Source organism: Alteromonas sp. MB-3u-76 (genome assembly GCF_002831605.1).
Classification (GTDB): domain Bacteria; phylum Pseudomonadota; class Gammaproteobacteria; order Enterobacterales; family Alteromonadaceae; genus Alteromonas; species Alteromonas hispanica.
In genome coordinates, this window is sequence record NZ_CP025115.1 from 3,834,950 (window position 1) to 3,854,696 (window position 19,747).

Below are 19,747 nucleotides of genomic sequence, written 5' to 3' on the forward strand. Positions count from 1 at the left end.
ATCACATTTTACCGTCGAGGTATTTGCCCGTTTCTTTATGTCCAAAACCAGGAATCATTCTAAAAAAAAGTGAAACAATTTCGTCTTTTGTCCAAGATTTATCCACTTTCATTTGTGCGATTACGTTTTCAAACTCGGTTAACAATATTTGTTCGAAGCGTGCATCATTCTTTATAATTCCTAAATTCTCAAAGCGCGTCATATCTAACGCTTCATCGTCTGTGAAAAATTCCTCGAAATCTTTCTCTCCCGTTGTATCACTTTCGGTGAATAGACATGGCCACTTACCTTCGCTCGGTAAGGTTTTTATTAACTCTCGGGCCTCGTCTTCACTTTTACATAAAACAGGCTCGTAACCACGTTCTCGCAGATACTTAACGGCAATATCTGCAAAAGTAATTAAATGTAATGCCTCACTGAGTTTCGGGAAAAAAATATCCCTATTTTCGCCAAAAATACAAGACATCAAACATAGTTCACCAGATTCTTGCGGCGTTACGAAATAACGCTTTATATCGATAGGTGCAACTATCGGCTGACGCTTTTGTATGCGTTGGTTAAAACTATGCAAAAGTGAGCCATCAGAAAATGCAACATTGGCAAAACGAGCTGTCGAAATAGAAATATCTTTGCTCTTTCGCATTAGAAACATCTCCATAATGCGTTTGGAAGCCCCCATCATGTTGACAGGATTAGCCGCTTTATCAGTAGAAACACAGAAGTATTTTTTGGCGCCACTATCAATCGATTGCTGAATGGTTTTATCCGTATTGAAAATATTGACATCGATCATACGCATTAAAGTAAACGGATCTTTTTCACTGCGAACGTGCTTAAGTGCAGATAAATTTAAGACATAATCAAATTTGCCATCGGCTTTAATAAATGCATCGTACTCAACTGAACCAATATCAAGCGCAAAAGTTTGAAAATCACCATCTATGTAACCAAATGAACTACGAATGTCGCGGACCAGCTCCACCATATTATTTTCACTGATATCAACTACGTGGAGTTTCGCAGGGTTGCGTTTGAAAATTTCTCTTGTAACAGCTTGGCCTATAGAGCCGGCACCACCTAAAACCAAAAAGCGAGAAGATGAGACAATCTCGCTGAGTTCCTGCTCATGTTTATTTATATCGCTCGTAAACAATGCGTCTTTACGGCCAATAAGTGATAGCGTGTTATTCATTAAGTATCCCTGCTCCATTTTTTCTAGTAATCTTCTTTAACAAACATGTTTAAGGAAACATTAAATACGTGATTGTCAAGTCATCTTATGATTTAAAAGGTTTTGTGGCGTATTTTTCACCAAAAAAGTTCCAGTTTTTACCGAAAATGCAATTTATTTTTTGTTTGTGAAATACTTAATCAACACTGCCATAACACTTAACATGCCTCCCAGTATTACGCCTAATATAACGATAAGGGCACGTTGTGGCTTGAATTTTTCCTCCGGCACTAATGCCGCATCGATGGTTTTAAAAACATATTCATCGCGTACCTTAGCAAACATAATTGTTTTAGTTTGCTCTTCAATTAACTTGTAAAGCACTTCGCGTATGTCTGCAATTTCCGTCTGTTTTAACTGCCGCTGCAAAAATTCAGTGCTTCTTTTTGCTTCTGCTACTTCCCTTTCTTTCATCGTTTGATTTATATCTTCAACTAACCACTTTACCCACTGCTGGGCAACATAAGGCGATACATGCTGTATCGATAACGTAACCATCCCTGTTTCTTTATCTGTATTCGCACTCAATGCTTTGTTAAAAACCTTGTAAGCTTCCTGCATGGATGGCTGCGGTTTGAAAGGTGCTTTTACTTCTCGTATCCATTCGTTGTTTTCGCTATTGAATAACTCATCGTCGTAAACTACCGTGTTTGCCTGCATGCTCCATGATTCCGCAGCCATAAGGTCTGGCAGAATATTGTGCTTTTGAATAAAAGCGCTGGTAAACTGGCGAGACTTTAAAACCTCTATTGCTAGCTGGGTCTTATTACTACCACCACCTAGGTTAACGCCAGCTAAACTCGCCAAGCCGCCAAACTGCCCAGCTAAACTTGCAAGCCCACCAGCACCCTCTTGCTCTGCAGGTGCAAGCAAAGCCTCTGATTTATAAATGTTAGGCTGGTTTATTGCATAAATTACAGCAGCAACTGCAAACAGTGCGGTTACTATTATAATAACGAACTTACCTTTCCAAATAACGGTAAACAGCTCTCGTAAATCTATTTCATCCTCTGAAGTATTCACAGAAAGAAGAGGCTCGTTGGCTTGTGTTAAGTTATTCTTGTTGTTCATGCTGCTCTTACTGTGTTCCATAAAGTCTCATAATATTTTTAAGCCTGATTATCACTTTTAGCGCTACAGGCCGTTTATTCCGTTGAGCGCAGCCACGGCAATCGCAGTGTTATAAAGAATACCCGTAGCTGTGCTCCACAAGCTCAAGCTGTCTCGATATTCTGTATCTAGCGGCACAACAATGGTATCGCCAGGCGCTAATCGGCTTTCTAAGGAATACCAATTGAAAGTGCTTGGCTGATACACCGAGCCGTTTGCTCGTACTACATAAATTCGAGAGTCGTCTGCACGCGCCTTCAAACCACCAGAGCGAGAAAGGTAGTCACTTATATCAACATTCGGGTCGAATATATGAGAAGTTGGATACTGCACCTCACCTAATACAGTCACACTTTGCGATATTTTGGGCACATAAAGCGCGTCGCCTGCATTTAGTGCTAGATCAAGCGATTCTTCGCCCGCTATTAACGCAGGAAGGTCGATTACCAAACGGCCTACAGCATCTGTTGTGTCTAACCTATCTTTTAAGCGGTTAGCTTCATTGGCAGAGAGGTTTTGCACATCGTCGCTTTTGTCAACACTTAGCGAAGCTATTTCGTTTTCAAGCTCTTTTGATAGGCGTTCAATTTGTTCCTGTTCACGTATCTTAAGTGATTCGCGAGTAAAAATTGCTCCATCTGCGAAAGCAAGTTCTGTTAAGCCGCCAGCACGATGTATCACTGAACTTAGTGTTTCGCCCTCTTGCAGCACGTAAGTGCCAGGAAATTTTACTTCACCTGCTAATTTGATTGTTCGGCGCTCTCGCCATTCTGGAATGCGCTTTATCAATAATGAGTCTAAAGGCTGTAGTTTAATCTCATCGCTTAGCGATACTCGCTGATGCGTTAATGCTGCTGTAGATGTGTCGTTAGTTTCGAAGCGCGTTAGCTCTGCATCAAGCATATAACTTGAATCGTTAAGGCCCCCAGCAAGCGCTATGAGGGTTTGTTGAGTCATGCCCTCAACAAAGGGGTAAATACCAGGAAAGCGAACATCGCCACTAATTGTAATTAACTGCTGCGTGAAGCCTTTAGCTGACTGCTGTGCAAGTTCATCTACTAGATCTTCAATTAACTCATCACGCGGATTATCTTTATCAAATACATATAAGCGGTCTAGTGGATGCAGCTTTTCGCTGTTAGTAGTGCTTATATCAATATATTTAAGTTCGGTTTTAAACGTTTCTTGATTAAGTCGAGCCACTAATACAAAGTTTAATTCTGCATCTTGGGTGTAACCCATTGCTGCACGAAGTGCATTACTTGCCGTAGAGTTTTCGCTTAAAGGGTAAGTACCCGGGTTTCTTACTGCGCCTTTTACTGTAACTACTTTTGGTGGCTCTGCTAAGCTAGTTTGCTCTTTCAACTGACTTATAACTGTCTGCAGGCGTTCAGCACGTTCCGGCTTGCGGCTAAATACATACACAGTATCTTTTGCACTGAGCGTTAAGTCTTGCGAAGAATCTTGCTGCGTGAGGTATTGTGAATAATTAACATCGTAGGCTGTTATAGCACCCGTTAAAGGGTCTTCACGGGTAACAAGAACGTAGTTTAAATCGGGCTGTGTTTTAAAATCGTGTATATCACGAAGTAACGAGCTTAAACGCATTCCTTCTTGCCAACCATAAACGCCAGGGCGAGCAACGTGCCCTAACAGGGTTACACTGTTTTCTAATGCATCTAACGTTGAACTTACGGCAACAATATCACCGTTTTGTATTATATTTTCTTTGTTATTGTTAAGGTTAACGTTAATAACTTGGCTTAAACCTTTTGCTGTTATTCGCTGCAGTTTAACAATGCTGCTGTATGCATTAGGTAGCAGGCCGCCTGCAAGCTTTATAACATCGCGTACCGTTTCCTCACCGTCTAACTCGTAAATAGCAGGGCGAGGCACTGCACCTTTTACTGATACACTTTTACCCTTTGTAGGAATAAATACTACGTCGCCTGCCATTAAGCTTACATCACCGCTGGTATCGCCCTTAAGAAGCAGGTCGTACAAGTCGAGATTTGCTACCACGTTGCCGTTGCGTTTCACTTCTATATTGCGCAGCGAGCCAATATCGTTCACCCCACCTGCCGCAAAAATGGCTTGGGTAACGGTAGATAAAGAGCTAATTGTATAAGAGGCGGGCTTATAGGCTTCACCCAACACAAAAACGCGTATAGAGCGCAATTCGCCCATGGTAATGTTACTGCGAACACCAATAATACGGTTACTTATTTCAGCGCTCAGCTCTTCACGAACGTTAGCAAACGTTTGACCAACTACTGAGTAAGGGCCTAATTTGGGTATTTCAATATCACCCTGGCGATTTACTTTAAGTGAATAGTCTTGTGATTCTTTGCCGTATAATTGAATACGCAATGTGTCGCCAGGGCCCAGAACGTATTCGCTGGGTACCGGCACGTCTGAAACTGGGGCAAATGTGCTTGGCTCTCCAGCAAACAGTTGGTAGCCAAATGGTTTAAGGTCATCTGATTTTTGCTGCTTGAAGAAGTCGTTTGTTACTTTTTCGCTATTTGTGCTTTCTTCAGTTTCGTTGGGCTGAGCGTCTCTGTTCTCGGTTTCTGCGTCGGTTTGCGTTGTCATCATAGAGTTATCTAACTCTGCATCGCTCCTGCGAGTAGTACCTCTTTCACCTACAAGTTCGTTTAGAGTAGGAGAAGGCTGTGAGTTTGCGCCAGACTGCTGAGTTAGCGCATCTAGATCTACGCCGTATTGCCGAGCAAGCGCTTCTTGCTGCGCTCTCGGTAATTTTGAAAACATTTCAATTTGTTCTGGCGTAGGAGTGGCTGCGGAGACTTGCAAGGCTACAGTAGCCATTAGCGATGCAATGAGTAAACACACTTTTTTCACATTTATTCCCTTTATCTTTTGCGGAATTACCACAACGAGCTTTCCGAGCAAATCGACCGTATGCCGACCGTATGTTTTCGGAGGCCGCATTCTACCTATTAAAACCTGAAATTTCCAACCGTTAATAATTAAAATTCAAGTGGATCACAATTTTCTAGATTACGAATCAACTTGTGGAGTAGGAAGCTTTGTAAGAAGAAATTAAGGTAAGCATAGGCTTTATAACTATGCTTACCTTTACAGTAGATTTGAATGAGTTTACTCGATGGCTATTTGGCTACACGCCCATACCTATCAGAAAACCTGACAATATCGTCTTCACCCAAGTAAGCACCAGACTGCACTTCAATAAGCTCTAGTGGTATCTTACCCGGATTTTCAAGTGCGTGAACTGCACCTATCGGAATATAGACTGACTGATTTTCAGTAACCAACGTGGTCTTTTCATCAATAGTCACATTGGCACTGCCCGACACTACAATCCAGTGCTCGGCGCGGTGGTGATGCATTTGAACTGAAAGCTTTTCACCAGGCTTAACCGTGATGCGTTTTACCTGGAAGCGTGAACCGCTGTCTATAGAGTCGTAGCTTCCCCACGGGCGGAATACTTCGCGATGGAATTCAAATTCTGGGCGTTTTTCGGCTTTTAGTTTGTTTACTACCGTTTTAATGCTTTGCGCATCATCTTTGTGGGCCACCATTACGGCGTCTTTGGTTTCTACAACTATTACGTCTTCTAGCCCAATAACAGAAACCAAACGCTGTTCTGCATTCACGTAACTGTTTTTGGTGTTTTCTAAAATAGTATCGCCAACGGTCGCGTTGCCGTTTTCATCTTTTTTAGCCGTTTCCCAAAGGGATGTCCAACTGCCTACGTCGCTCCAGCCTGCATCTAGCGGTACCATGGCGGCGCTATCGGTTTTTTCCATGACTGTGTAGTCGATAGAATCGTCTGGGCAGGTTGCAAAAATATCGTGGTCTACGCGAATAAAGTCTAAGTCTGGTGTTTTAGTGTCGATAGCGCGCTTACATACGTCTAGCATTTCTGGGTTGTATTTGGCCAGCTCTTCTAAGTAACGGCTGGCCTTAAACATAAACATGCCGCTATTCCAAAAATAGCTGCCAGAATCGACATATTCTTTGGCTGTTTCTAATGCTGGCTTTTCAACGAATTCGGCTACTTCGAACCCATCGCCTAATTCGCTGCCCGCCTTAATGTAACCATAGCCTGTGTGCGGCTTATCTGGCACTATACCGAAAGTAACAAGTTTACCTTCTTCGGCTAACTTTTCAGCTTTTTCGATAGCGTTGTGGAAAGCTTGGTTATTTTGAATAAGATGATCTGCTGCTAGTACAAGCAGCACTGGGTCTTCGCCGTCAATAGTTGCGTGCAAAGCTGCTAATGCAATAGCAGGCGCTGTATTTCTGCCTACAGGCTCTAGTAGTATACCACCGTGATGGATATCTTTTTGGCGCAGCTGCTCGGCCACTAAAAAGCGGTGTGCATCGTTACAAATGAAAATTGGGCTTTGAGCTTTGGTGCCATTTAAGCGGGTTATGGTGTCTTGCAGCATAGTGCTGTTTGAAGTAAGCGACAAAAACTGCTTTGGCAGTGCTGCACGAGACTTTGGCCATAAACGGCTACCAGAGCCGCCAGCTAATACCACTGGTTTCATTGTAATATCCTTGATGAGTGAGTGTTATGCCCACTTCCTGAAATTTGAACGTATTTAAGGAGTATACAAAGGTTTACATTGCTATTAAATGGCAAATAGCGGAAATGATGGGTTTGGGGTAAAACAATTTGTCAAACAAGAAGGAGAAAACAAACGCGCGATAATAAAAAGGCCCTTGAGCTTGTACACTCAAGAGCCTTGCGCAGCGTATTAACGCGTTTTAATGGCCTTTATATAAGGGCTTAGTGCCAGCGTTTAGTGCCATCGTTATTGCATGACCAACGGGCAGTGCCAGTCTTGCTTACAGAGGATTTAAACTCTGCCATACAGTGTGAATAGGCAGAGTGTGCTTTGTTTATAGGTGTAATTTCACCCGCCTTAACTTTGGGAGTGCTCACTGATTCGTTAACCGCGGTCACAGGTTGGCTTTGCGATGATGCACTGCCAGCCTGAACAAGTTTACTTGTATCAACGCCTGCCAAGCTACAAACACGCTGAGCGCTGCATGAAACCCTTAATATATCGTTAAACCTAGACTCCCCCGCACCATCTGGGCCATTTTGCCTGCTTGTAGATTGCGTGTGAGGAGTAATAGACTCAAATCTCAACGAACGGCGATTGCGGCTGTCTGTTTCATTAAATACAACATCTAATGTGTAATTTGTCGAAGGTGTACCAGAAAAGTAATGCACGTCTACATCAAAGGTTCCATTTACATAAATATCATCTTCAGAAGAACGGTAAGACACAACTTCAGGACCAAACCCATTAGTATCGTCGTAATCAAGGTTACCAAGGCCTACTGTTCTATTGGAGTACCAAATTGTGCCATCGTTTTTATCTGTGCTGTAAATATCCAAATCTGTTGAGTTTGTATCCCATCGCAAGATAAACACAACCTTTGAAGAAATAAGAGCATTACGCATAGTTGAATTATTCTCCACGCCTTGGATGCTGATGACTTCTTCATTGGTCACCGGTGTAGAACCATTAAAGCCCTGCGCTTTAATGATGTTTTCACCTAACGTAACAACAACATCAGCAACAAACGAACCATCAGAATTTAACGCAGTATCAGTTGCGATACCGTTGGCCGTTACGGTTACTTTACTGGTCGCTTCTCTTGCTTCAGCCGGAATATTACCCGCAATACTGACAACGCGAGAAGAAACTTCATCGCCAGTGTCATGGCTAGTGATGATGGTTTCTACGTTCAATTCATCACGTATCTTGAAATACACGTCTACATTTACACTGTTGTCTAAGCTGGGGTTAACCACGGTAACAAATAACTCAGGAACGGTACCGTTGGCATCGTAGATATAGCTTGTTTGATCAGCGGTTGAAAACCAGGTATGTGGGTCTGTTCCTATAGTATTCGTGCCGACAAAATTGCTGTCTTCGCTGGTCAACGAAACTAGTACCTCTCGATTAGACTCGACCACCAAATCAGCTACTTTGCCCTCTGGTAGCTCACCGGTAATGGCCGGCACCTTGAATGAGTAGGCGCCTACTGCGGGAATATTTGATACCCCGTTTAACTTGTACTCAGTGTCATCTGTTAAATTCAGCCACTGTGTTAACGTGTTTAACCATGTTTGATTGAATTGGTGAGCGGGACGAGCAAACCTAAAGTTACTGGACTCATTACTGTCTAGCAGGGTGATATCACCTTTAAACATGGTGGCATAGGAATAGTAGAGTAGCGCAGCCTCAAGTGAGGATGAATTCTCTGAACCGATATGCTCGCCAAAAGAACAGTTTGCGTTTGCAAGTTCATTAGCAAACTTTTCGATACCACTGCTATCGCCTGCGCTATCAATGTTAATCATATTGATATAACTGCTGTCGAACTGAGAGCATTTACTTTCGATCAACTTAATGAACGCAAATCTTCGGTAAGGTTCTAGGTCACCATCTTTTGAATTTAAACCTTGCTCGAGAAAGCGACTATTTCCTGTCCCTCTGTAGGTATTTAAGTTGTCGTAAACACGGTCTTCAAACCACCTTGCGCTGCCTTCAATCATCCAACGCTTTGCTGTACCTTGGTCTATAAGTAGCGCTGAACCTTCAATTGAAGAACGAGATTGAGCGTGGTGAAAATATTCGTGAGCTGCTGTCGACTGCGCACTTGCAGTACGTATACCATTGTAGTCGTTTAAGAAGAGGGTTTTACGGTTGTCACCAGAAGTGACATATCCCAAAGTAATAAGTCCACGTGAGTTAGGTGCCGTATTAAAAAACGCGACATTGAATTCGTTATCGTAGCTTAACCCCAACGAATCAAACTGTGTCTGTGATTCAACTAGCCATGAGATAAGATCTTCAATTGCTGCGCCGCCCCATTTCGTGGCATTAGCCGACGTACCAAAGTCTTTCACTGTAACAGCTAAGCCTGGCGTATTACTGTCTACGCACGTCTGAAGCCTATACTCGTCGCCGGGGTTATCTTCGGGAAGTACTTCATCGGGTGTACAGGTGATTGAGGCGTTATTGGAAGAAACGAAAGAAGCGCTGTCTGGCGCATTGTTCAGTACAGTTACATTGTTAGATTGGTTTTGACTAACTGATACCGCATTATCAAAACCAAAGAAGTACGCTCCCTTAAGGCCGTCTAACTCGATTTTTATCGTACGATCAGATTGTGTGCCGCCGAATGAAAACTTGAGAAAAACAGGAGACCAAAACTGTCCCTCGATGTCCTCAGAGGTGGAAAGTCGATAAAGATTGATATCTCTGATGCTGTAACCCGCTGGTATCTCACTTATGGGGAACTCTAGGATAGCTTTTTCGGTAAAGAGCGTTTTAATAACAAACGCATCGGACGCTGGTGCAATGCTGGCTGGAATGCTTGGCGCATCTGCTAAGTTGAGTTTTTCGATGTTAACTTGAGATAAATCAGCCGTGTTGTTTACCCCTGGCGATGCTGTTGACGCTACTTCAGACTGGCCGGACCCAATGTGAGTAATTGTCATTCCATCCAGTGTTGTAGAGCTATCTACCACGGTAAGCGTATCACCCTCTACCTCGGTGACAACAGCTTGAGATGCCGCAACCGACACTTGAAAACTGGTTGTCGAAAACGCATTACCATCGTTAGCCGAAACTTCAACGGTGTAACTTTGCCCTTCATCAGACGTTTGAGGAATCCATGTAATTACACCCGTGCTTAAATCAATATTCATCCCTTCTGGAGATTCCAGTAGCGAGTAAGACAACTGACTATTGCCCGTATAGGTAACCTTGGTCTGCAATGTTGCTTCTGACGCTGCAATAAATGGCGCTAACGCTTCTGGTTGAGATATAGATAACTCAATCCCTTTCAAATCAACATCATCGGCATCGACCCCACTGTAGAACTCGTCAGACGATATGGCTGAGCCAAGTATGATTTGATAATCCTGCTCACCGTTTTGAACACTTTCATTTGTGCCGCGCGCTACGACGATTTGGTCTTGCTGCCAGTTTTCAGGCGTAAACGTTAATTCAGATTGGTCTGGTACGCCCTCTGCTTCATCACTGGATGAGACTGAAATACTCACGTTGGCGGATGGCTGACTTGTCAGTCGGACCGCGAATTCCGCTGCGGCGTTTAAAGCTGCAGTATTACCAGACACGTCGCTTACCGAAATACCTGGAGTCGGCCTACCAATAATAACGACGTCGTCTTGACCCGCCCCACCGTTGTCATCAGTGACAGTTAATCTGAATGCAAATTCTACATTGCCTGCTAATTCTGGCAGCTCAACGCTTGTGCTAGCCGCTTCAGTATCATCTATGATAGCGACAGGCGCGCCATTATTGATTTGCTCCCAATTGTATGCGCTTATTGAACCGTCGGAATCGTTACTTGCAGAACCGTCTAACGATACAACGGTAGACTCCAGCGCCTCTTGCGGTGCTGCTGCATTCGCAGAGGGGGACTGGTTAGCTTCTTCTATGTTCAAAATTGTTATCTGAACCGAATCAGTTGCAGTTTCACCATCGTCATCGGTAACCGTTAGTTCAAACACTAATTGCTCATCGGTAATAACTTCTGGCGCTTGGAAAGCGGCGGTGCTGCTATCTGCATTTTCCAGTGTTACTGATGTTCCATTGGTTTGAGACCAGCTGTAACTTGCAATACTGCCATCGGCATCAGTACCTGAACCGGTAAGTGTTACCTCTGTATTTTCATCGACGGACTGATCAGAACCTGCGTTTGCAGATGGGGGTTGGTTTTGGGATGACGGTGCGGTGTCTTCATCTCCGTCAGAGCCCCCGCAGGCGGTCAAGCCTACAAGTAATGAAGCTGAAACCAAGAGGTTTCTTAATACAATAGAGACTCCAATCGTCCCTGATTTGTTTGACATGATATTTCCTTATTTAAGGTTGAAAGACGCTCTCGACCTTAGTGCATGCGCACTTTTAAATCCCTTTAAACGCTAGTCTATACATTTTCCGGGTTGGTTGAGAGCAACCGAGCCTTAGCTCAATGTAACGACTAGTTAATGTAATGATATACCAGTTTTGTACTTCTTTTAAACCGTCATTGCATAATTTTTAGTGTCAACGCAGAATATTTTTTCTTTGAAGTCCAATAGCTTAATCACTTTATCTGTTTTGGGGGGCGGTTTGTTTTGTAAGTGTAGTATTTTGAAGTCGACAAGATTAGCAGTTGCCTTGCTTATCGCGGTGGAGTGGAATAGGGGTATTTAAAACGGATGAAGCGAGAAAAACTCGGTATAAACACAGCGGTAGCCACTCATCGCATTTCGCCGTTACAACTGTGTTTATATCGTTAATAATTCTCGCTGAAAGTAAGCGTCCGTGACACAATTTCATTAATACTCACAAACATTTTTTACTCGGCACGAATAAGCGCAAGCACCTCTTTTGTTTTTTCTTCCATTAACGGAATATCGCCTTTACTTTCTACGTTTAGGCGAATTACCGGCTCGGTGTTCGACTTGCGTAAGTTAAAGCGCCATGTGCCGAACTCTAGCCCAAGGCCGTCGGTAGTATCTACAACGCTGGCCAGCGGTTGGTATTTGCTTGTAACACGCTCTAGTGCAGCATCGGCATCTTTTAGTTTGCTGTTAATTTCACCTGATGACGGAAACGCTTTAATGCGCTCTTTTACCATACTGGCTAGCGTTTGCTTTTTCACACACACAAGCTCGGAGATTAAAAGCCAGGGGATCATGCCCGAATCGCAGTAGGCGAAGTCGCGGAAATAATGGTGAGCGCTCATTTCACCGCCGTATACGGCATCTTCTTTGCGCATACGCTCTTTAATGAAGGCGTGACCGGTTTTCGATTTGATAGGTGTGCCGCCTGCGTTGGCCACAATATCTTCGGTGTTCCAGTATACGCGCGGGTCGTAAATGATTTTGCTGTCGATGTTTTTTTCGATAAACGCTTCGGCAAGTAGCCCTACTATGTAATAGCCTTCTATGAATTCACCGTCTGCATCGAATAAGAAGCAGCGGTCGAAGTCGCCATCCCATGCAATACCGAAGTCGGCGCCTGATGCTTTTACTGCATCAGCAGTGTCTGCGCGGTTTTCTGGTAGCAGTGGATTGGGAATGCCATTCGGGAAGGTGCCGTCAGCGTTGTGATGCACCTTAATGAATTCGATAGGTACGTTGTTAGCAAGCATCGCTTTTTCGATAGCATCCAAAGCCGGGCCCGCAGAGCCGTTACCGGCATTCACTACTACTTTAAGCGAAGTGAAGTTATCTAGGTTTACATAGGAAAGCATGTGCTTTACGTAGTCGTTCATGCACGAGCTTATTGTGTACTGGTCGGTACTAGTTAGCTTGTCTTCTTGCGTGTGGGCCTTGCCGTTGAAAAAGGCATCGGCATCTACGGCCTCATTGTTGAAGTAATGCGCTAGTCGCCCGTTTACAAATTTATCGCTCAGCTCTTCTGCGCGCTCTTTAATTGCATTAAGCCCAGTATCGCCGCTAATAGGAATAGAGCCCGCTTTTACTAACTTCATACCGTTGTAGTTGATGGGGTTGTGACTGGCTGTTACTTCTATACCGCCATCTACGCCAAGGTGCTTGGTAGCAAAGTAAATTTCTTCTGTACCCGCCATACCGATATCAGTCACGGTTGCGCCTGCATCAATTAAACCCGCACTTAGTGCTAATTTTAGTGGTGTGGAGGTTAAACGAACGTCGCTTCCTACTACTACCGTTTTAGCATCAAGTTCTTCTGCAAATGCATAACCAATACGGTAAGCCACTTCTTCGGTTAATTGAGAGTTAAGTTCGCCACGAATATCGTACGCTTTAAAACAGGTAATTGGGTTGGCCATTGCTGAGTCTCTATTCCTTTATCGGGTGGGAGTAAGTTAACGGCGTAACTTTTTATCCTGCGCGACATGCTACATAACTCGCTTCTCACGTTGATTACGCCCTTGTATATTAAACCATTTAGGAGGTGATATTGCTATGTGGAATATCATCACAACCTATCTGTGATAATAAATCGTTTAGTTTATCTAAATAAGGTTTCTCACCATCAGCAAGTACTGTGTACTCATCAACTAGCTGACTCAATTGAGCATTAGGCCCCATATAAAACTTAATATTTCGCTGGATCCTATTTAGCAAGTTATCCATACGGACTTCTGCCAGTTTTTTGCTACTCTCTCTGGGGGCTACGTTAAATACGTTTTTCTCTTCAATAAGGTTGATAAAGTAACGAAGGCTTCGCCCTCCCGATTCAGAGGGTACTAAAATGCCTTTTTTAACCATATCTTTTAGATCACGGGTTGCTGTAGCAGAGGAGCAGCCTGTAATTGATTGATAAAGTTCAGATTTAATACCATTTTTAATCAAGCCGCCTGTACCAAACTCAAAAAATTTGTTGATTGTTTTGTACTGTCGCTTATTTAGCTCAGTATTTTTATGATGGTCCCAAAAAACAGACTTTTTAAGTACAAAGTTGATTTTGCTCTTAGCATCTAGTTGCGCATTTCTCACTGTTTCGGCAAACCACTTAATCCAATTAGTAAGATCAACAGATGGCGAAACACGAGAGCTTTCTGCCAACATCTCGTAATAGTCACCTCTGTTTTCATTAATTTCTGTGGATATACTGAATAGTGGTGGTATATCAAAATCTTGAAATAATGCGTGCTCAGATATGGCACGCGCAACACGTCCATTACCATCACCAAACGGATGAATGGAAGTAAACCACATGTGGGCTATTGCTGAGCGAATGGGCCCGGGAATAAAACAATTATCGTCAACAAGTGGAGATGTACTGTTATACCACTCAATAAATGAGTTCATCTCGGCTTCGACAGCCTCCCCTGGGGGACCTTCAAACACCACTTTTTCATAATCACCAAAGCCTGTAATTATATCAACAGGTCCTGAGCGATATTCTCCAATCTTGATACCTCGCCTTTCACAATAATCATCCTGACCTGTGAGTAACAATGTGTGCCAAAGGCAAATCAATTCTTTTGATAGCTTACTGGTAATATTTTTTCTCACGTCGACGAGTAACGAAGCAATACCATTTTCTTTATGAAATATGCCTTTCGGTTGAGATAAATCGAGATCTAAATAGCGAGCGACGGACGAGCGAACCTCTTCACGGTTTAAATTTTCGCCCTCTATTTCACTAGTATTGATTGCCTCTTCCACCATTAGATAGATATGGGCTTCTGACTGATTATTTTGATCTAACTGTGATATTTGGCCTTGAAGGTTTGAAGAAATTTTAGTGTACTCATTTATGATCTTATCCAAGCCACCTGACTGATAAGTAAACTTCGGCCAATTAGGATGTTGCCAGTTATATTTGATGCCCATAGTTACCACCTCACTATTTTAATCATAATAAGGCGCAATATGATTAAATTAAAGGAAATATTTTAATCAAAAACATTTTCTACTCATAACAAGTGCGATTATGATTTATTTGAGCGTAGTATTTTCATCATTGCTGAACCAAGCTATTACTATGCTACTCTTCGCCAGGTAGGTATTTATCTAACTTCTCTTGTAATGTATTAAAGCTTAATGGTTTGAGGATATAACCGGTTACTCCAGCTTCCATAGCATTTACTATTTCGTCGTGTTCGCTGTTTGCACTCATTATAAATACATCAGCCGATGACAGCTTTTCACTTTGTCGAATTTCCTTTAACAACGTTATACCGCTCTTGCCACTCATCTCCGAATCGGTGAGCACTAGCTTATACGGTTTATCAGAATCTGCAGCATCGTTAAGCAATCGCCATGCTTTCTCTGCGCTATTAACACCATCCACTTTTTCAAAGCCCATTTTAGACAGCATGTCGGTAACGGTGTCTCTTATTTCTTGGATATCCTCAACAACCAATATCTTGGTATCCACTAGAGTAGAAATTGAGTCGTTTTGACTTTCAATATGATCGTTCAACTTGTTATATATGGATACTAGAACCATAAGTTCAGAGTCGCTTTCCGGCTCATTTTCACTGTTTTTTTCGTCGTGCTTTTTCCGCAATTTTTTTAATTTTTTACCGATTATTCGCTTGCATAGCGTGGCTTCTTTTATTGTAAACATTGCCTATTCCTATGGTTGTTTTGCCGGTGGTTTATTATGCCTGTCACTTTAAAGCGCGGTGGTTATAATGCCTGTCACTTTAGTGTTCTTTCAAAGTTGAGGTGCTTAACCCAGTTACAACACAGAAATAGCTCTGAACTTGCTTATCATCTTTGTTCTGTAATTCCATTTAACAAACCCAGTACCTGACTCTCGTTTGATTGCGCTTGCGCCCTTATGCTGATACTCGCTTGCTCTACAATTTGGCTTTGAGTTAGTAATGCGGTTTCTTTTGCAAAGTCGGTATCTGTAATTCGTGAGCGTGCGGTGCTTGTGTTTTCGCTGGCAATGGCGTTTACACTTAGCGCCGATGTCATCTGATTTATTTTGGCGCCATAGAAAGCACGACCTACGCTTACAGAATCGATAGCGCTATCCAACTGACTGAGCGCTGCTTCCGCAGACTGAGCACTACTTATCGACGTATTTTCTAAACCCAAGTCTTCTAAAGATGCCGGGGTTTTCTCTACATCAATAAACTGTGTACCCTCGCCTAATTGGTTGGTCGCGGTTATGTTTACAGGGCCTAAACCATAGGCGAGTTCACCTTCATCGCCCAACGAATCCCATGTTGCGGAAACAGTAAACGAACCATTTCCGATAACGGAAATAATCAGCGGTTGTGGGTTGCTCGTTATTGTCAGCGTCTCATTGAGATTACTTGGGTTTTGATCGCCACTGAAGGTTATTGCTGTGCCGTCGATGGTGGCACTGCCACTCGTAAGCAAATCGCTATCATCGTATGCCGCATTCCCGTTGTAGCCGTTTTCTGTAAGGAAAAAACGGTTTTCAAGATCGGCGGCTGACGAAATATTGTTCGGCCTGCCGCTCCATGTTGTGTTAGTAATCGGTGTACCAACAAGATGCTTTCCGCTTGTGGTAAAGACTTGTATATCGTCATTAGCACCGTTGTCGTTTAAATTTACCTGAACGTTGCTAGAGCCTGCGGGAATATAGGCAATAGAGCGCAGGCCACTGCGTAGCGACTGCGATACTCCTTGAGAAAACTTATCGCCAATAGACGGTACATTATCACTCAGCAAATTCGCATCACCCACTAAGGGCAAACGGTTGAACACTTCAGTGCCATAGGCAATGGCATTTAGTTCAAGCTTTAGCGCTTGGAATTCTTTATCAAGTGCTGCTCTATCACTGTTATTGTTAATACCGTTCTGAGATTGGATGCTCAGCTGCCGCATACGCTGCAAAATAGCGGCAGATTCCTGCAGCCCGCCTTCAGCTACCTGCGCATAGCTAATACCGTCATTAAGGTTTCTGTTTAGCTGAGTGTAGGCATTACGCTCTGAAGCAAGCCGATTAGATATTTGCAGACCTGCGCTATCGTCAGCCGCACTATTTATGCGAAGCCCAGAACTTAAGCGTTCTAACGACGTGGCAACCACATTACTTCTGAAGGTTGATAATCCAAGAGATTGAAACTTACCGGATACTGATAACATGTGCTTCCTTGATGAATGTTGGCAGTGCGCTGTATTTGCACGGCATATTTTGCATGCCGATGAACCTATAGTTAGTTTTCGTACAGCAAACTACTTGCCAATAATTCTGGAAGTGATCGGTTGAGATGCTCTAAACCAATGGGGGTACAATGAGGGTACTGACTGTTCTTACAATGGCCAAGATTTGTTTATCAAAACAGGCGATGTAGAGCGTGGTGTATTAGCGCAGGAAAGCTGGATCTGACCCCGTTTATTTTGGATAAAAAAAGGGGTCAGAACTAAAGTTCTGACCCCTTTTTCTTTTCGAGTATTACTTACTCTTCAGTTGCTTCTACTACTTCTTCTTCAGCTTCAACAACTGGACGGTCAACTAGCTCAACATATGCCATTGGGGCATTGTCGCCAGAACGGAAACCGCATTTAAGAATGCGAGTGTAACCGCCTGGGCGTGCTTCGTAACGAGGACCAAGCTCGTTAAACAGTTTACCTACGACCTCTTTATCACCTGTGCGAGCAAAAGCTAGACGGCGGTTTGCAACGCTGTCTTCTTTCGCCATAGTGATTAGTGGCTCGATTACGCGACGTAATTCTTTCGCTTTTGGTAACGTAGTTTTGATCACTTCGTGCTTGACCAAAGAACCGGCCATGTTTTTGAACATAGCTTGACGATGGCTGCTGTTGCGATTCAACTGACGACCACTCTTACGATGGCGCATAGTTTTATCCTTCTCTACAAATCAGTTTGATAAAAACCTGATTAATCTTTTTCAGCGATGCTCTCTGGCGGCCAGTTTTCTAGGCGCATGCCTAGAGACAAACCACGAGATGCTAGAACATCTTTGATTTCAGTTAGCGATTTCTTACCAAGGTTAGGCGTTTTAAGTAGCTCAACCTCAGTGCGCTGTACCAGGTCACCAATGTACTGGATAGCTTCTGCTTTTAAGCAGTTAGCAGAACGTACTGTTAACTCTAAGTCATCAACTGGGCGAAGTAGAATCGGATCGAATTCCGGTTTTTCTTCTTTCGCTTCTGGCTCAGATACATCGCGTAAGTCTACGAATGCATCAAGCTGTTCAGCTAGAATGGTTGCAGAACGGCGGATCGCTTCTTCAGGATCTAATGTGCCGTTTGTTTCCATATCGATGATTAGTTTGTCTAAGTCTGTGCGCTGTTCAACACGAGCAGACTCAACAGTGTATGCAATGCGCTCTACTGGGCTGTATGAAGCATCAACTAACAAACGACCAATTGGACGATCATCTTCTTCAGAGGAGCGACGGGTAGAAGCTGGTACATAACCGCGACCCATTTCTACTTTAACGCGCATGCTGATTTCAGCTTCGCCAGTTAGAGTACAAATAACATGGTCAGGGTTAACAATTTCTACGTCGCCATCATGCTGAATATCACCAGCAACAACAGGGCCAGCGCCAGATTTCACTAGAGTTAGGGTTGCCTCAGTTTTACCTTCAAGGCGAACCGCTAAACCTTTAAGATTGAGCAAGATTTCGATCACGTCTTCTTGCACACCTTCTTTGGTGCTGTACTCGTGAAGAACGCCATCTATTTCTACCTCGGTCACTGCACATCCTGGCATAGATGACAGTAATATACGACGTAGGGCGTTACCTAGAGTGTGGCCAAAGCCGCGCTCTAGTGGTTCCAAAGTTACTTTGGCACGAGTAGGAGAAACGTTTTCGATCTCTACTAATCTCGGTTTTAGGAATTCAGTCACAGAACCCACAATGCTTCCTCTTTAGTTGGCTTTACTTAGAGTAAAGTTCGACGATCAACTGTTCGTTAATTTCAGCAGACAAATCAGTTCTTTCTGGAACGCGCTTGAAAGTGCCTTCCATTTTAGTGCTGTCTACTTCAATCCAGGTTGGCTTCTCACGTTGGTCAGCCAGTTCTAAAGCAGCAACGATACGCGCTTGCTTTTTCGCTTTTTCACGAACAGAAACCACGTCTTCGGCAGAAACGTTAAACGATGGAATGTTCACAACTTGACCATTTACCATGATCGCCTTGTGGCTTACTAGCTGACGTGCTTCAGCACGTGTACTAGCAAATCCCATACGATAAACCACGTTGTCTAGACGCTGCTCTAAAAGCTGTAGCAAGTTTTCACCTGTGTTGCCTTTTAGACGCGCAGCTTCTTTATAGTAGTTGCGGAATTGCTTTTCCAGTACGCCGAACATACGACGAACTTTTTGTTTCTCACGCAGCTGAACACCGTAGTCAGACAAACGGCCACGACGGGCACCATGCTGACCAGGCGCTGTATCGATTTTACATTTAGAATCGATTGCGCGAACGCCGCTTTTAAGGAACAAGTCAGTTCCTTCGCGACGGCTAAGTTTGAGTTTTGGACCCAAATATCTTGCCATGATCTTTCTCCAACTGTCCGTCGATTAAACGCGACGTTTTTTCGGTGGACGACAACCGTTGTGAGGAATAGGTGTCACATCGGTAATATTTGTGATCTTATAACCAGTAGCGTTAAGAGCACGGATCGCAGACTCACGGCCTGGACCTGGACCTTTTACGAACACTTCTAGGTTCTTAAGACCGTATTCTTGTGCAGCTACACCTGCACGCTCAGCAGCAACCTGTGCAGCAAATGGGGTAGATTTACGTGAACCACGGAAACCTGAACCACCAGATGTCGCCCATGCTAGTGCATTGCCTTGACGGTCTGTAATAGTCACAATTGTGTTGTTGAAAGACGCATGGATATGAGCCATACCGTCTGCAACCTGACGTTTAGCGCGCTTACGCGTACTACGAGCTGGTGCTTTTGCCATAACTTACTC

At 43.5% G+C, this 19,747-nt stretch carries 13 protein-coding genes; all 13 read right to left on the reverse strand.

The genetic code is table 11. From position 1 onward, the window contains the following. Window position 1: 1 nt before the first annotated feature. The 13 genes from CW735_RS17075 to rpsK all read right to left on the reverse strand — a co-directional run bounded on the left by CW735_RS17075 (window position 2) and on the right by rpsK (window position 19,738). Window positions 2–1,192: a UDP-N-acetylglucosamine 4,6-dehydratase gene (locus CW735_RS17075; protein WP_100973301.1), complete on the reverse strand. Its 1,191-nt coding sequence runs from the start codon at window positions 1,190–1,192 to the stop codon at window positions 2–4. A gap of 153 nt (window positions 1,193–1,345) precedes the next feature. After that, entirely contained in the window at window positions 1,346–2,302 is a 957-nt protein-coding gene (locus tag CW735_RS17080; RefSeq protein WP_100973011.1) for a Wzz/FepE/Etk N-terminal domain-containing protein, read from the reverse strand. Window positions 2,303–2,365: 63 nt separating this feature from the next. Further along, the gene (locus tag CW735_RS17085) at window positions 2,366–5,203 is read right to left on the reverse strand and encodes an SLBB domain-containing protein (protein ID WP_198520982.1); all 2,838 of its coding nucleotides are present in this window, start codon (window positions 5,201–5,203) and stop codon (window positions 2,366–2,368) included. A gap of 269 nt (window positions 5,204–5,472) precedes the next feature. After that, entirely contained in the window at window positions 5,473–6,879 is a 1,407-nt protein-coding gene (locus tag CW735_RS17090) for a mannose-1-phosphate guanylyltransferase/mannose-6-phosphate isomerase (RefSeq protein ID WP_100973013.1), read from the reverse strand. A gap of 242 nt (window positions 6,880–7,121) precedes the next feature. After that, a complete protein-coding gene (locus CW735_RS17095; protein WP_100973014.1) occupies window positions 7,122–11,231 on the reverse strand; it encodes a PKD domain-containing protein in 4,110 nt (1,369 codons plus the stop codon). A gap of 491 nt (window positions 11,232–11,722) precedes the next feature. Then, window positions 11,723–13,183 (reverse strand): phosphomannomutase CpsG, encoded by a 1,461-nt coding sequence (locus CW735_RS17100; RefSeq protein WP_100973015.1) that lies wholly within the window; start codon window positions 13,181–13,183, stop codon window positions 11,723–11,725. A 118-nt stretch (window positions 13,184–13,301) separates the two neighbouring features. Continuing rightward, window positions 13,302–14,696 (reverse strand): Fic family protein, encoded by a 1,395-nt coding sequence (locus CW735_RS17105; RefSeq protein WP_071980718.1) that lies wholly within the window; start codon window positions 14,694–14,696, stop codon window positions 13,302–13,304. 154 nt (window positions 14,697–14,850) lie between these two features. After that, entirely contained in the window at window positions 14,851–15,435 is a 585-nt protein-coding gene (locus CW735_RS17110; protein ID WP_100973016.1) for a response regulator, read from the reverse strand. Window positions 15,436–15,581: 146 nt separating this feature from the next. Next, window positions 15,582–16,934, reverse strand: a complete 1,353-nt coding sequence (locus tag CW735_RS17115) for a flagellin N-terminal helical domain-containing protein (RefSeq protein ID WP_100973017.1) — start codon at window positions 16,932–16,934, stop codon at window positions 15,582–15,584. A gap of 314 nt (window positions 16,935–17,248) precedes the next feature. Then, complete coding sequence (rplQ, locus tag CW735_RS17120) at window positions 17,249–17,650, reverse strand: 50S ribosomal protein L17 (protein ID WP_100973018.1); 402 nt, start codon at window positions 17,648–17,650, stop codon at window positions 17,249–17,251. A gap of 41 nt (window positions 17,651–17,691) precedes the next feature. Next, window positions 17,692–18,681 carry a DNA-directed RNA polymerase subunit alpha gene (locus tag CW735_RS17125; RefSeq protein WP_071980721.1) on the reverse strand — a complete coding sequence of 330 codons (990 nt, stop codon included), beginning with the start codon at window positions 18,679–18,681 and terminating at the stop codon, window positions 17,692–17,694. Between the two features lie 19 nt (window positions 18,682–18,700). Further along, the gene (rpsD, locus tag CW735_RS17130; protein WP_032094884.1) at window positions 18,701–19,321 is read right to left on the reverse strand and encodes a 30S ribosomal protein S4; all 621 of its coding nucleotides are present in this window, start codon (window positions 19,319–19,321) and stop codon (window positions 18,701–18,703) included. A gap of 24 nt (window positions 19,322–19,345) precedes the next feature. Beyond that, entirely contained in the window at window positions 19,346–19,738 is a 393-nt protein-coding gene (gene rpsK / locus CW735_RS17135; protein ID WP_013786215.1) for a 30S ribosomal protein S11, read from the reverse strand. Window positions 19,739–19,747: the final 9 nt, after the last annotated feature.